The following is a 14030-nucleotide window of genomic DNA, read 5'->3' as shown; positions in this document are numbered from 1 at the left end:
TTATTTCATCCCTCTTTCTTATCGCTTGCATTTAATAGTGCATCGATTTTTTGATTATCAGCATCAGTCAGCGCGACATTAGGCACGCTGCTATCTCTGCGTCTTAAATACATTAATAAACCAGCAACGCCCAGACCCAAAATAACAAATGGGCCAATCCATAACAACCAGGTCAGTGGTTTCACTGGCGGGCGATACAGTACAAAATCGCCATAGCGCTCAACCATAAATGAGCGGATTTGATCATCGCTCTTACCTTCTTTGATCAATACCCGAATTTCACGACGCAAATCATTAGCTAAATCCGAGCGCGAGCCAGCTAAAGACTCGTTCTGACACACCAAGCAGCGCATTTCTTCTGAAATACTAATAAGACGCTGCTCTGTTATTGGATCATCCGCGAGTGGTGCAGCATCTTTGGCAAACGCGTTGCCTAAACTAAACACGCAAACGGCGATTAATAAAATCCGCCTCATGATTTCTTTAACTCATTCAACATAGGATAAATTTTTTGATTCAATAAATCCATTGTTAACGGGCCAATGTGTTTAAAGCGAATCACACCTGCCTTATCAATGATGTAAGTCTCAGGCACGCCATAGACGCCGTAATCAATACCAACACGCCCATTGCCATCAAAAGCGGAGAGTGTATAAGGATTGCCTTGTTTTGCCAGCATAGCTACAGCATCTTCACGCTTATCTTTATAGTCCAAACCAATCACTGGCGCTATTTGGGACTTAGCAAGCTCAACCAACACCGGATGTTCTTCGCGACAAGCTACGCACCAGGATGCCCAAACATTCAGAATCCACACCTGTCCCTTCATACTTGCCGGTGAAAATGTTTTATTAGCATCAGCCAATTGAGACACTTCAAATGCAGGGGCAGACTTGTTAATTAGCGGTGAAGGCACTTCATGTGGATCACGATTTAAGCCAATAGCCAAAAAGACTACCAAACCCACAAACAAGATCAGGGGGATTAAAAATTTTGCTTTCATATGAACTTGCTCTTTAATTTCAGTCGATAGCGCTTATCAGACATAGCGAACACGCCACCTAAAGCCATCAACAAGCAACCGCCCCAAATCCAATCCACAAAAGGCTTGTAGTAAACACGTACAGCCCAGGATTGATCGCTGAGTTCTTCACCTAGTGATACATAAATATCGCGGGTGAGTCCAGCATTAATCGCTGCTTCAGTCATCGGCATCGTCGAAGAAAAGTAGCTTCTCTTTTCTGGATAAAGACTTCTCTCAGAAATACCATTTTTGGAGAGCTGGAAAGCACCTCGTATCGCTTGATAATTTGGGCCAAGTACTGTATTCACTCCCTGCATCTGGATTTGATATCCACCAACACTTACTGTATCGCCAGGGGACATGCGCACATCTTTTTCTTCTTGGTATGCACCCACCATTGTGACGCCAATCACAAACACCGCAATGCCCAAATGCGCCACCTGCATACCAATAAAAGAACGGGTTGGTTTACCGGCTTTGGCTTGTCGAATAATTTGCATGAAGCCCGAAGCGATCACCCAAAATGCCAACATGAAGCCCATGCCTGCAAGCCAAGTAAATTGGCCCATAATTAAAGGAATTCCAACGCCTGCAATTAGAGCGACTGCGCCTGCAATCCATAAACGCTTGATGATGGTAATTAAATTACTTTGCTTCCAGCTTGCCCATGGACCGATACCCATCAATACCAGTAATGGCACCATGATGGGAACAAATACGCTATTGAAATAAGGAGGGCCTACAGAAATCTTACCTAGATGCAAAGCATCAATCAGCAAAGGATATAGGGTGCCTAGCAAAACAGATCCGGCAGAAACCACGAAAAAGACATTGCCAAGCAAAATCAATGTTTCTCTGGAGCTCAAACTAAATTTGCCGCCCATCGAACTCTTAGGCGCACGCCATGCGTAGAGCATCAGAGACGAACCAACGACGAGTGATAAGAAGATCAGAATAAAGATGCCGCGCCTTGGATCGGTTGCAAATGCATGAACCGAAGTTAGGACACCCGAACGAACTAAGAAGGTTCCTAGTAGCGATAAAGAGAATGCAGTAATTGCTAAGAGCACAGTCCAGCTCTTAAAGCCGCCGCGCTTTTCGGTAACCGCCAAAGAATGCAACAAGGCGGTACCCACGAGCCAAGGAATAAAGGAGGCATTCTCAACGGGGTCCCAAAACCACCAGCCGCCCCAACCCAATTCGTAATAGGCCCACCATGAACCCAAAGCAATACCGAGGGTCAGGAAAACCCAAGCAGCGGTTGTCCAAGGACGCGACCAACGAGCCCAAGCAGCATCTAATCTTCCAGACAATAAAGAGGCAATTGCAAATGCAAAAGCCACTGAAAAACCAACGTAACCCATGTACAACATTGGCGGATGAAATACTAAGCCCGGATCTTGCAAGAGTGGATTTAATGAGCGGCCATCTTGAGCAGCAGGCAATAAACGCTCAAACGGATTTGAGGTTGTTAAAACAAACAGGAGTAAGCCACTAGTGACCAGCCCCAAAACACCAATTACTCGCGCCACCATAAAGTCATCTAATGCTTTAGAAAGTTGAGCAACCAAAATGGTCCAGGTAGCCAGCAAGAAAATCCACAATAAGAGAGATCCTTCATGCCCACCCCATACTGCGCCTAATCGATAAATCACCGGCAGCTGTGAATTGGAGTGCTCAGCAACATAAAGTACAGAAAAATCATTGGCGTAAAAACTCCAGGCCAAGATTCCAAAAGCAATCGCCAACAATAAGAAGGTCGTTTGCGCGGCAGGCCTTGCTAGCACCAACCAATCGCGTCGGCCATAATGCGCGCCTAGCAATGGCAAAACCCCCTGAATGAGAGCAATGCAAAGCGCCAGAACTAGTGCGTAATGCCCAAACTCAGGAATCATTTATTTGTTCCGTTTTTTTGAGCTTGCTCTAAAGCATGTTTTGCTTCAGGAGGCATGTAGTTCTCGTCATGTTTTGCCAATACTTCACTGGCAATAAATTCACCATTGGCATTCATGCGGCCTTGGATTACAGCACCTTTACCCTCTTTAAACAAATCAGGAAGGATGCCGGTATAGGCCACTGGAATATCTTTCACCAAATCAGTAATCACAAAGTGCACGGTTAGGCCATCGCGCTTTAAAGAGCCATCCTTCACCATGCCACCAATTCGGAAAGCTTGACCTTGAGGCGCTTTGCCTGCTGACACTTCACTTGGAGTGACGTATAAGGCAATATTACTATTAAGCGCATTCAAAATTAAGAGTGCAGCTACACCAATTACGATCAGCGCTGCAACAATCATCAATGCACGTTTATGTCTAGGCTTCACTTACTAATCTCTTTATCAAACTGCTCAGCTAATTGCTCTTGCTTCAACCGCCGTACGATTGCTCTAAAGCGAGCACGCGCCATGAGGGGCTCCAATATCAATACCAGCGCACAAACACCAAAACTACACCACACATACAGTGCGTAGCCGCCCATGGCAAAAAACTCAGAAGGGCTATTCCACATCAGATTTTCACCTCAATTGATTGTCTCACCCAATCAGCATGGGCTTCACGCTCCAAAATGATTGCCCTCACTCGCATTAAGGTGACTGCAATGGTGTACATCCAAAGACATAAAGCCATCAACAGCATTCCCAAGAGCATGGTTTGTGCCATCGCCGGGGCTTTTGTGAGAGAAACGGAGGCGCCTTGATGCAAGGTGTTCCACCATTTCACCGAGAAATAAATGATCGGTACGTTTACAACACCTACCAAAGCCAAAATGGCGCTCGCCTTATCGGCACGGCGAGGATCATCAATAGATGCTCGCAAGGCAATAAAGCCCAAATACAGAAAGAGAAGAATTAACTCTGAAGTAAGGCGAGCATCCCAAACCCACCAGGCACCCCACATGGGCTTGCCCCAGAATGCACCGGTCCACAAGGATAGAAATGCCATCCAAGCACCTATAGGGGCAAGAGCCTGCGCCATCATGGCAGACAAACGTGTATTAAAGACCAGTCCTAATCCTGCCCATGCAGCCATGACTAAATAAATAAACATCGACATCCAGGATGCGGGCACATGAATAAAAATGATGCGATAGCCCTGCCCTTGCACGGCATCGACGGGCGCAACAAAGAAGCTAACCCACAAACCAGCAGTGCCAAATAAAAAAGTCAAGACCCAGAAGAATGGGATGAGCTTACCCGCCAACGGATAAAAAGTGCTGGGGCTAGATAACTTAAACCAGTTAACTAAGCGGTGATTAGAAAAAGTATTTATCGGATTCATTCAATTGCAATCTTTACAGCAGCACTACTTACCCAAGGAACAAATGCTAAAGCCAAAATCAATAATGCGCCTAGCAATGAAAAATGGCCTGACGTATCCAAACCCACACTATTAGCATATACGGCGCCAGCGCCAAAAATGAGAACCGGAATATATAAAGGCAATATCAATAAGCTCAATAACAAGCTACCGCCTCTGACACCCAAGGTTAAGGCCGCACCTATGGATCCCAGTAAGGATAGCACCGGGGTACCTAATAATAGGGTTCCCATCAGTACATACAAAGAACTAGCATCCAGATCAAACTGAATACCAATGATCGGGGCCAAGAGCACGAGCGGTAGTCCACTCACAATCCAATGGGCAACAATTTTTCCAGTTACGAACAAGACCATAGGCTGCGGCGACAAGGCAAGCTGCTCTAAAGCTCCATCTTGATAATCGGCAGCAAACATCCGATGCAAGCCTAATAAGGTAGACAGTAAGGCTGCAACCCAGAGAACCCCAGGAGCAATCTTGCGAAGTAAAGCAGCATCCGCACCAATACCCAATGGAAACAAACTAGTCACTACGACAAAAAAGAAGAGGGCTGTGAGCACCTCGCTCTTGCGGCGCATAACCAAGAGCAAATCACGGCGAATGATGGCTAGTAAAGCATTCATAGATCTAGCACCCTCACATGCGGAAGATCCACCGCTTGATGGCTAGTCAGTACCACTAGACCACCTTGCTCTACATGCTCTGCTATTAGTCCTTGTAAATCTTGAACAGCATGAATATCAAGTGCGTTGAACGGCTCATCCAAGATCCACAACTTGGCTTGACGTGTCAACATGCGAGCCATTAAGACTCGACGCTTTTGTCCAGCCGATAAACAACTGACCGGTAGGTTCTCGCGCCCACGCAAACCAAAACGCCAGAGCGCTGCTAAAGCCTTATCACCTGGCAAATGAATGTCGTCCAGGACTGCATACAGCTGCAGATTTTCCAAGGCAGTCAGATCTTCCTTCAGAGCATCACGATGCCCCAGGAATAAAAGTTCCCGATGATATATAGAAGGATCTTTAGCGATTGATTGATGATTCCAAAGAACCTCCCCCGCCTCTGGTTTAGAAAGTCCCGTCAGGAGTCTTAAGAGGCTAGTTTTTCCGACCCCGTTCTCACCGCGCACATGCAGGCACTCTCCAGCCGCCACTGTCAGATTCAGATTCAGAAATAATTGTCGCTCCCCACGAATACAAGTCAGCGCACGAGCTTCAAGCATCAAATGCGGTGTATTGGAGGAGGAATGAGTATCAACTGTCATGAGGGCTTGGGGCTTGAATCAACCACCCATGGCATTGTCCAAGAGCCTCTAAGAGCTGTCAAACCAGCAAAAGTGGAATTAAAGGAATAATCCCTTTTAATTCAATTACTTATGTAATTATAAACCGAGTCGGCCGAGAATGAAAAACCACCCGTAGGTGGTTTTTCAGATGACATCAGCCCAACAAAAGGAATTAATCCTTTTTTGAACCCTCAATAGCAATCATGATGGTTACATCGTCACCTACGTTCGGCGCGTATTTACCCATATTAAATTCTGTGCGCTTAACTTTTGTTTCAGCATTGGCACCGCAATAATCAGCGCCAGACATTGGATGTTTTTTGCACTCAAAATTAGTGATATTCAATGTAACTGGCTTACTTACACCCTTCAATGTCAACACACCTTTTAAAGCAACTGGTTTGTCGCCTTTAAAAATCATATCGTTTGATTGAAAGCTAGCAGTCGGAAATTGGGTTGTAGATAAAAAATCTTCACCTTGGATGTGATTGTTAAATAAAGCAGATCCTGTATCGACAGATTTCGTATCAATAGTGATATCTGCACTGCCTTTTTTAGCTGCTTGATCAATCGTTACAGTTCCAGTAACCGCATTAAAGCGGCTGGTCTGCTTAGAGAATCCTAAATGGTTATATTCAAACTGAGCAAAGGTGTGGTTAGCATCAGTAGCATAAGTTACTGGCGCAGCAAAAGCAGAGCTAAGGCCAATGGTTGCAAATAAAGCGATAAGTAATTTTGATTTCATGTAATTCTCCTGATTAAAAATTGAATAAGTAAGTTAGTAAAGGTAAGTTTAGGTAGGTTAATTTGTAAAACTATTTTTGATTTAAGACTAAGTGAACATTGACTGGCACCTCATTGGCGACTGCAGAAGTGTCTGCCCAATTTCCAGCACCCAAGCCAAAATCCAGCCTCAACACCTGAAAGCTAGCATCAAAGACCATCTGCTTGCCTTGCAGCTGATACTTGACGGATATCAACAGTGGCACAGCTTTGCCCTTGATGGTTAGGGTTCCATGGGCATCCAAACTATTGGGGCCTGTAATCTTTACAGAATCCGTTACATAGCTAGCAGTTGGAAAGAGCTTTGTACTGAACCAGTCTTTTCCTTTTGCCTCTTCTTGCAACTCTTCCCCACCTGCATTAAAACTTGAGATTTCAATAATGAGATTAGCCTTCGCTTTTTCTGGCTCGTCTGGGTTAAATAAAACCTTCCCAGAAAATTTTCCAAAACTTCCAGAGATCTTTGAGCCCATCAATTTACTTGTAAAAGTAATTTTGCTTTTCGAGGCATCAATAGATGAATACTCCACCGCATAAGCCGAGCTTGCAGCACTAATGAATAGCATCGCCAATAAAGCCTGTGCCAACATCCCTAAATGTAATGAGCGTTTACTTTTCACGGTTTGATCCTCCAAAGGTCATACGACTTAATAAGTCATCTTTATCGATAAATTGATGCTTTAGCGCAGCCAAAATATGAAGTCCAACCAAAGCCATTAATCCATTGGCCAGAAACTCATGGATCTCCTTCAGCTGATGGCCAAGTGCCTTATCTTTATCTACCAGATCCGGCAATTCAAATAAGCCAAAGTAGTTGACGGTATAGCCCTTAGCGGAACTCATTAACCAGCCCACAATCGGAATCAGAAGCATCAATAAGTACAGCGCAAGATGGGTTAGCTTCATTGCACGCTCTTGCCAGGCTGGCAATGCGAGGTTTAATGCAGGAGCTGGATGAATTGCGCGCCACAACAAGCGCAGAACCACCAAAAAGAATATGGTGACACCAAGCCATTTGTGCCAGCTAATTCCCGTAATTCTGAGTGGACTCAATGGCATATCATCCACAGCAATTGCAATTGACCATGTTGCAAATATCAAGAGCGCCATCACCCAATGCAAGATGATGGCAACAGAGGTGTATCTGACTTTATTCATTATCCGCGCAAATGTTTGGTAATTTTTGCAATGCGCTCGCCATACAGTCTTGCAGTCTCTAGATCGCCTGCATTTACTTCGTCAGCACTTGCATCAGATGGTGTTTGCATCATTGCACCCGCAGATGAACCCACATAGTTAATGTCATCACGCTTTGCGGCTTTCGAATTCGAAGGCATCAATCCAGTACCAACCCAAAGGCCAGAATGCTGCATAGCCAAAGTAAAGAAGTAATGCAAGGTTGAATGCTTATCACCATTCATTGTGGCTGAATTCGTAAAACCACCGAAGACCTTGTCTTTCCATTGCTGTGAAAACCATTGCTTTGAGCTAGCGTCAGCAAACTTCTTAAACTGCCAACTCACCGTACCCATATAGGTTGGAGAGCCAAACACAATAGCGTCAGCATCATTAAGTGTCGCCCATTGTGCATCAGTAATATTGCCCTCAGCGTCAATGGCAATCAATGTTCCATTAGCGCCTTTAGCAATAGCCTCAGCCTGCTTTACGGTGTGTCCATAACCACTATGAAATACGACAGCTACTTTACTCATCAATTTCTCCTTAAAAAAATATTGACTTGATGTTTATGATTTAAAAGCATCTTTCAGCAACCGCAATGACTCTTCTAATTGCTTTAATTCATTTGATGATAATTTCTTAAATGCACCATTTAGATATTCCAAATGCTCTGGAAATACTTTCTCAAATAAAGACTGTCCAGATGTCGTCAAACCAATCAGTTGACTACGCGCATCTTGAGCATTTGTCTGACGAAGAATGAGACCTTTTGCTTCCAAGCGCTCTAGCACCCCCGTTAACGTTCCCTTGGTCACAAGCGTTTTCTCGCCTAACTCCTTACAAGTCATCGGCAACTGATTGCCCAACGTGGCAATCACATCAAACTGGGTCATTGTTAAACCCATTGCTGCTATATGCGGAGCTGAATAACGCTCAAACGCTTGATAGGCAGAAACGAGGTTTCTCAGGACAGGTAAAAAGTTCATAAATCCTATTTAAAGTACTAGCTAGAACTAATATAGTACTACTACGAACTATTTGCAATATAAAACTAAAAAACTTCAATTTATGGGGTTTAAAGCCAACAATACATTGCAATTAGGAAGACCTACCTCACAAGGTTAGCCCCTGCTGGCTTCCCTGGCTAGCGCTTAGCGCACAGAGCGAGACACACCCACCTTTATAGGACTCTACTCTCGCTTGATACCAGCGCCCTTAATAATCTTGCCCCAGCGAACCGATTCCTTCTATAGAAATGCTCCAAATGCCTCTGGAGTCAGAGCGCGATACTTTTCGCCCTCGCTTCAGAAGCAATTGAATTTAAAAATAATCCTTGGGATTGAAAATTAGAGACTGCTCAGAATTGAACTGTTTCACCTTCAGTCATCGGAATAATTTTGATATTGCTGCCCTTCATAGCCTCCTGAAACTCGGCTAACGTACCTTTAGTCATCGGGTTAGAGTTGTAGTGCATTGGGATCACCATTTTTGGCTTAATCCAGGTACGCAATGCAAATGCAGCATCATCAGGCGCCATTGTGAAATTTCCTCCAATTGGAACCATTACTAGATCGGGCTTGTAGTGCTCGCTAATGAATTTCATATCACTAAATAAGCCGGTATCGCCCATATGCCAAATCTTAAAACCGTTCTCAAGCTCAATAATGAAGCCCATAGGCTCGCCGGCGGGATGTGACTCCATTTTGTCTGTAGCCGGATTCTTCCAAACCAATAAAGAAGAGTGCTCTGCTTGAACTGCGGTTACCTTGATTCCAGGCGCAGGTGTTACGCGACCCGTTTTATTAAAACGATAACCCAAGTCTGCTGGCAGAATTCCCAAAGTAGTTAGTGGCGTCACCATATCGGCTGGACCATATAACTTGATGTTATTCATCTTAGCCACAGCTGGCGCATCGCCAAGATGGTCAACGTGTGCATGCGTCACTAGCAACACATCAATCGGACCAATCGCCGCCAAATCATTCTTGTAAATCGATGGTGTCTTCGGTCCGCCAGTAATCCAGGGATCAATCAGAATCATTTTTCCCTGAGGGGATTTAATCCGGAACCCTGCCTGTCCAAACCATAGCGCCTCAGTCTTACCCTGAGCACCTACAGCTGGAGAATTCTGCGCAATACTGAGCGAGGCTGTTGAAACTAATATTGCCGAAAGCAATACGCCCAAACCGCTTTTAGCTGAAAGGCATTTCATTGATACATCTCCTGATGATTGTAGTAATCAGGGAACTATAGACCAAATTGAAAGTTGAGACTTATGACGCAATGCGGCAATTTTTTAGGCACTATTTCCAGAAAAGGGAAACTTTTTGTGGCGAGTTGGCTTTAAGAGAAAGCGCCCTCTTTTGAACCACCCCTTGGTAAGCCGCTTCAATCACATAATCGCCAGACTCAAGATTAATCAGCATATAAGGTCCATCGGCCTGGGCATCAAAAATAATCTGTTTTTTTGAGTTCGTGATTTTGATCGTTGCTCCGAAAATCCAGACTCCCCTGCCATTTTCTATTTGAGACATTTCCAATAGCAGTGGCCATTGCTTCGCATCAGCCAAAATCGCAACAGTCTCACTTTCACCTACGCCACCAGTGATGTAAGAAATTCCCTGTGAGTGCTGCGTTTCAGGAGTTTGCGCTAAAGCCCAAGAACCCAAGAAGATAAGTTGAGTGGCAATCAGTATTTTAAGTAGTGTTTTCATGCTTCTATACTACGTCCAATTGATGCATAAAAAAGCCCCGCATATACGGGGCTTATGTACGTTAGAACACTTAAGCTTATGGCGTCATCACGATGGCGCCTGAAACTTTTCGTCCCTCAGCAGCACGATGCGCATCAGCGGCTTGCTCTAAAGAAAACTTAGCGCCAATTTGTACTTTGACCTGCCCTTTGGCAATTGCATCAAATACTGCTTTAGCGTTTTCTTTTAACAAAGCCGCAGTAGCGTTGTGCGGAAATACAGAAGGCCTAGTTAAAAACAGGCAACCCTTCTTATTTAAGATCTCTGGCTGAATTTCTGGAGCTGGGCCTGAAGCAGCGCCAAACAAAGCGACTGTTCCAAAGGGAGCGGCACAATCTAAAGAACCCAAGAAAGTAGTTTTAGCAACAGAGTCATAAACCACATTGGCTTTTTTGCCACCAGTGGCTTTAAGCACTTCTTCAACCCAATTTGCTTGAGAATAATCAACAACAGCATCGCAACCTGCTTCCTTAGCAGCTGCAAACTTTGCTGGCGAACCCACAGTGCCCACGACAAATGCACCCAATGCTTTTGCCCAACCAGCTAATATTTGACCAACGCCGCCAGCGGCAGCGTGCACCAGCACTACATCACCCGCTTTTACTTTATAGGTTTTTTGCACAAGATATTGTGCAGTCATTGCTTTAAAGAAAACGGCTGCGGCTACTTCATCAGAAATATTGCTGGGCAGAACAACCAATTTGTCAGCCGCTACATTGCGTGCACTTGCATAAGCGCCAATTCCGGCATTCATATAAACGACGCGATCACCCACTTTTAAATCAGTGACGCCTTCGCCCAAAGCCTCAACCACACCTGTAGCCTCATGTCCAAGGCCCGTAGGCATTTCTAATGGATAAACGCCTGAGCGCTGATATACGTCAATGAAATTAAATCCAATGGCAGTTTGACGGAGCTGCACTTCACCTTTTGCAGGTGGTGGCAATTCTTTATCAATCACTTTGATTACATCCGCACTACCCAGTTCAGTAAGACTAACGACTCGAGCTTTTGTCACAGGTCACCTAATTATTTTTTTATAGAGAAAAACATCATACAGTAAGGGCGCCAACAGAGTCCTCTTCAATTACCGCCCAAGTACTGTCACCTAACTTCTTTACTGCCATCGAATAAGTCCAACCGTCTGGAATTCCACAACTCCATTCTTTCGGACCGTTTTGAATCAATACATTAGTGTTATTTCTACCGTCATAGTACAGATGGTAAATTTTTCCATGAATAGGATTAAAGCCAAATTTAGCGCTATGCACCATCTCTGTAGCATCTAGTCTTGCTTGTAATGCTTTAGCCTGCTTCATTAAGACTTCAGCCTGCTCCATAATGCGATCGTACTCAAGCTTGGCATTTTGGCGAGCTACGTTAACAGCCTTATCTTTTTCCTCAGTCACTTTGATGGGTGCAAACACAGGAGCACCCACCTCCATTGGATATTCAATCCCTGCATGTCGCGCTGGATCGGTATCTTCGATTCTCATGAAATGCCCTGTATGTACTAATTTAATAAATAGATGTGATTACTTAATCAAGCCACATGCAATACGTGGGCCAGAATTTCCTGCAGGCTGAGATTTGTAATCATCCGGGTCTCTGTGCACAACCACAGAGCGACCAACAATTCCAGTTGGACCTGTATTTACAGCAAATCCATGTAACTTAGCAGTGTAAGTTGCGTTGCCATTGGCATCGGACTTAATGTTGGGCAGATCTCCTGCATGATTCATGCCGCTATTTGGCATGCCATGAGATTTTGTTTCAGGATTGAAGTGACCACCTGCGCTGGTTGCATCCGGAGCAGAGCAATCGCCTTTTTCATGAACATGAAAACCTTGTTCTGAGTTTGGCTTTAATCCAGAAAACTTACCATTGATGAGAACATCATCTCCTTGCCAGGTAAACATAACCTCACCCTTAGCCTGAGAGCCTGATCTTGAATCTAAATTTGCGCTGGCTTTTTGCCCAGTACCTTGCTCCATTGATTGGCAGGCCACTAATGACAACATTCCCACAGCGGATAAAGCAATCGAAATTTGCTTGAATTTCTTGTTCATGTAGATCTCCTTGGATGAGGCGCCCAAAGGCGACTTCCAAGAAAGTGTGACACAAATCGGGCGCTTTTGCTTAGCGCTTATAGAAGCTCAAAGTCACCTCACCCAAATCAATCCCAAACTTGCTCATCTTGGCCTTATTGAGCATTACCTTGGGGGTAACTAAGTACATCCAATCATTAAATTGCACGTTATAAATGGTGCCATCTACCGGTAAAGCAAGGGTGTAGGTCCAGTTAAGCGCATTTCCGGCGAGCTGACCTTGTGCATCACCCACTACATCATCAGCCCTACCAATATAGTTACCCGGAGATTGCTCAGTTAGAGTCCAGATGCGTGTTTGCTTTGTGCCGTCAGAGTATTCAAAACGTTCATCCAAGGTGCCGACTTTTTTACCTTCCACTACTGTCCAACTTGCTTTGATCAGCACAGTAAAGCGCTTTTTCACTTCACCGTTACGATCAGTAAAGATGCCATAGGCATCAATCGTTCCAGAAAAGTACTCACTCAGGTCTAGAGCTGGTTTCTCAGCCGCATATTGAGAAACCTGAGGTGAAGAGCATGAAACTAAAAGCGCTCCACAAAATATTGTGAATGCAAGGCGTGTAAAAAAGGATTTCATAACTTAACAAGCCTCATTAAAAAGTGGTGGTGGACAGGTTTGTCCCAATAGTTCTGCTCTCAGTTTAGGGGCGCTTGTTTTAGGATCTAACCAAATTCCAAAAAATGCCCTTGAAAACTCTGCCCCAGGTATTTGTGCGATTTGCTTACCATCATGATAAAAAACGGTTCCTTGCTTGGGGGAGTAGACAGCTGTCAAAGTTTGCCCCGACTCGACATTCGGCAAGAATGACGCCAACTCCTTACCCCAAAGGGCGGCTTGTTCATCAGGTACGCCAGTGCGCTTCATTTCCTCTGCGCTCCGATTAGCAATCGATTTACCGGAGAAGGATTTTTGATAGCGCATATCCAATGCAAACTCAGATGAGGATAGTGAGCCCACCCTATAAAAGGAAGCATCGTAAATATGCAGGCCCCACCAAGTCAGTCGACCGCTTCCTTGCAGTTTTGCAGTACTTAAATATGCAGGCACCTCCAAAGGATCGCGCGCAAAGCTGGTCGGCACCAAGAAACTCAGTAAAGTGGCGATGAGAAGAAGATGAATTTTCTTCATTGCTGTACAGATCTTGAGCGGGCCTTCACCAATCGTAAAGCTACAGGCCCAAAGAGATTAGATATCACATGCCGATTCTTGGCAAAAAAGAGATAAGCCAATTTCAAGAATGGCTGAAGTGGCTTTCTTGAAAAGAACCAGGCCATGCGCGGCAGATTTGCACGACGATAGGCCTCAGGAAAAACTGAGACGCCTTGGATCAATTTGCCGCTAGCAAACTGACCATACATCGCCGCCAATGCAGCCTCACAGGAGACCCCCACCTTTTGAGGGTCATACTGTTCTGAGTTAATGTCGACAAAGCCCAATAGATTGTCTTGATTGCGTCCCGATAAAAAGAGAATCTCCGCCTGGCACAACGGGCAAGCGCCATCGTAAAACAAGGTGAGCTTTTCTAATTGAGTCATTGTTCAGCAAGTTTACGGCTTATTCAATAAACTGGC

General features: G+C 44.8%; 21 protein-coding genes. All 21 read right to left on the bottom strand.

The window, feature by feature from the left end; translation table 11 throughout:
- Nucleotides 1–5: 5 nt before the first annotated feature.
- On the bottom strand, nt 6–476 hold the full coding sequence (locus tag ICN34_RS02040; RefSeq protein WP_072583718.1) for a cytochrome c-type biogenesis protein: 471 nt from the start codon (nt 474–476) through the stop codon (nt 6–8).
- Nucleotides 473–1003, bottom strand: coding sequence for a DsbE family thiol:disulfide interchange protein (locus tag ICN34_RS02035; protein ID WP_072583719.1), 531 nt, complete (start codon nt 1001–1003; stop codon nt 473–475). The genes ICN34_RS02040 and ICN34_RS02035 overlap by 4 nt, the downstream gene beginning before the upstream one ends.
- On the bottom strand, nt 1000–2919 hold the full coding sequence (locus ICN34_RS02030) for a heme lyase CcmF/NrfE family subunit (protein ID WP_216120550.1): 1920 nt from the start codon (nt 2917–2919) through the stop codon (nt 1000–1002). Before ICN34_RS02030 ends, ICN34_RS02035 begins: the two co-directional genes overlap by 4 nt.
- On the bottom strand, nt 2916–3350 hold the full coding sequence (gene ccmE / locus ICN34_RS02025; protein WP_072583721.1) for a cytochrome c maturation protein CcmE: 435 nt from the start codon (nt 3348–3350) through the stop codon (nt 2916–2918). Before ccmE ends, ICN34_RS02030 begins: the two co-directional genes overlap by 4 nt.
- The gene (ccmD, locus tag ICN34_RS02020) at nt 3347–3535 is read right to left on the bottom strand and encodes a heme exporter protein CcmD (protein WP_072583722.1); all 189 of its coding nucleotides are present in this window, start codon (nt 3533–3535) and stop codon (nt 3347–3349) included. Before ccmD ends, ccmE begins: the two co-directional genes overlap by 4 nt.
- On the bottom strand, nt 3535–4305 hold the full coding sequence (gene ccmC, locus ICN34_RS02015) for a heme ABC transporter permease CcmC (RefSeq protein WP_072583723.1): 771 nt from the start codon (nt 4303–4305) through the stop codon (nt 3535–3537). The genes ccmD and ccmC overlap by 1 nt, the downstream gene beginning before the upstream one ends.
- A complete protein-coding gene (ccmB, locus tag ICN34_RS02010; protein WP_216120548.1) occupies nt 4302–4967 on the bottom strand; it encodes a heme exporter protein CcmB in 666 nt (221 codons plus the stop codon). Before ccmB ends, ccmC begins: the two co-directional genes overlap by 4 nt.
- Nucleotides 4964–5611 (bottom strand): cytochrome c biogenesis heme-transporting ATPase CcmA, encoded by a 648-nt coding sequence (gene ccmA, locus ICN34_RS02005; RefSeq protein ID WP_237767783.1) that lies wholly within the window; start codon nt 5609–5611, stop codon nt 4964–4966. The genes ccmB and ccmA overlap by 4 nt, the downstream gene beginning before the upstream one ends.
- Before the next feature lie 193 nt (nt 5612–5804).
- Entirely contained in the window at nt 5805–6377 is a 573-nt protein-coding gene (locus tag ICN34_RS02000; protein WP_216120546.1) for a YceI family protein, read from the bottom strand.
- A 70-nt stretch (nt 6378–6447) separates the two neighbouring features.
- The gene (locus ICN34_RS01995; protein WP_143143922.1) at nt 6448–7035 is read right to left on the bottom strand and encodes a YceI family protein; all 588 of its coding nucleotides are present in this window, start codon (nt 7033–7035) and stop codon (nt 6448–6450) included.
- Complete coding sequence (locus ICN34_RS01990) at nt 7025–7573, bottom strand: cytochrome b (protein WP_072583727.1); 549 nt, start codon at nt 7571–7573, stop codon at nt 7025–7027. Before ICN34_RS01990 ends, ICN34_RS01995 begins: the two co-directional genes overlap by 11 nt.
- Nucleotides 7573–8127 (bottom strand): flavodoxin family protein, encoded by a 555-nt coding sequence (locus tag ICN34_RS01985; protein WP_216120544.1) that lies wholly within the window; start codon nt 8125–8127, stop codon nt 7573–7575. The genes ICN34_RS01990 and ICN34_RS01985 overlap by 1 nt, the downstream gene beginning before the upstream one ends.
- 33 nt (nt 8128–8160) lie before the next feature.
- On the bottom strand, nt 8161–8580 hold the full coding sequence (locus ICN34_RS01980) for a MarR family winged helix-turn-helix transcriptional regulator (protein WP_216120542.1): 420 nt from the start codon (nt 8578–8580) through the stop codon (nt 8161–8163).
- Between the two features lie 371 nt (nt 8581–8951).
- Nucleotides 8952–9806: a metal-dependent hydrolase gene (locus tag ICN34_RS01975; RefSeq protein ID WP_072583730.1), complete on the bottom strand. Its 855-nt coding sequence runs from the start codon at nt 9804–9806 to the stop codon at nt 8952–8954.
- 91 nt (nt 9807–9897) lie between these two features.
- Nucleotides 9898–10308 carry a hypothetical protein gene (locus tag ICN34_RS01970; RefSeq protein ID WP_072583731.1) on the bottom strand — a complete coding sequence of 137 codons (411 nt, stop codon included), beginning with the start codon at nt 10306–10308 and terminating at the stop codon, nt 9898–9900.
- A 76-nt stretch (nt 10309–10384) separates the two neighbouring features.
- Nucleotides 10385–11365 (bottom strand): zinc-binding dehydrogenase, encoded by a 981-nt coding sequence (locus ICN34_RS01965; protein ID WP_216120540.1) that lies wholly within the window; start codon nt 11363–11365, stop codon nt 10385–10387.
- A 34-nt stretch (nt 11366–11399) separates the two neighbouring features.
- Nucleotides 11400–11843 carry a DUF2452 domain-containing protein gene (locus ICN34_RS01960; protein ID WP_072583733.1) on the bottom strand — a complete coding sequence of 148 codons (444 nt, stop codon included), beginning with the start codon at nt 11841–11843 and terminating at the stop codon, nt 11400–11402.
- A gap of 39 nt (nt 11844–11882) precedes the next feature.
- Nucleotides 11883–12416: a superoxide dismutase family protein gene (locus tag ICN34_RS01955; protein WP_072583734.1), complete on the bottom strand. Its 534-nt coding sequence runs from the start codon at nt 12414–12416 to the stop codon at nt 11883–11885.
- Nucleotides 12417–12486: 70 nt separating this feature from the next.
- Complete coding sequence (locus ICN34_RS01950) at nt 12487–13035, bottom strand: DUF3833 domain-containing protein (RefSeq protein WP_216120538.1); 549 nt, start codon at nt 13033–13035, stop codon at nt 12487–12489.
- A gap of 3 nt (nt 13036–13038) precedes the next feature.
- The gene (locus ICN34_RS01945; protein WP_216120536.1) at nt 13039–13587 is read right to left on the bottom strand and encodes a chalcone isomerase family protein; all 549 of its coding nucleotides are present in this window, start codon (nt 13585–13587) and stop codon (nt 13039–13041) included.
- Nucleotides 13584–13994, bottom strand: a complete 411-nt coding sequence (locus tag ICN34_RS01940; RefSeq protein WP_072583737.1) for a thiol-disulfide oxidoreductase DCC family protein — start codon at nt 13992–13994, stop codon at nt 13584–13586. The genes ICN34_RS01945 and ICN34_RS01940 overlap by 4 nt, the downstream gene beginning before the upstream one ends.
- Nucleotides 13995–14030: the final 36 nt, after the last annotated feature.

This window comes from Polynucleobacter sp. Tro8-14-1, from assembly GCF_018881655.1.
Classification (GTDB): Bacteria; Pseudomonadota; Gammaproteobacteria; order Burkholderiales; family Burkholderiaceae; genus Polynucleobacter.
Note: the sequence above shows the minus strand (reverse complement) of the source record. Positions and strands in the feature narration are given on the sequence as shown.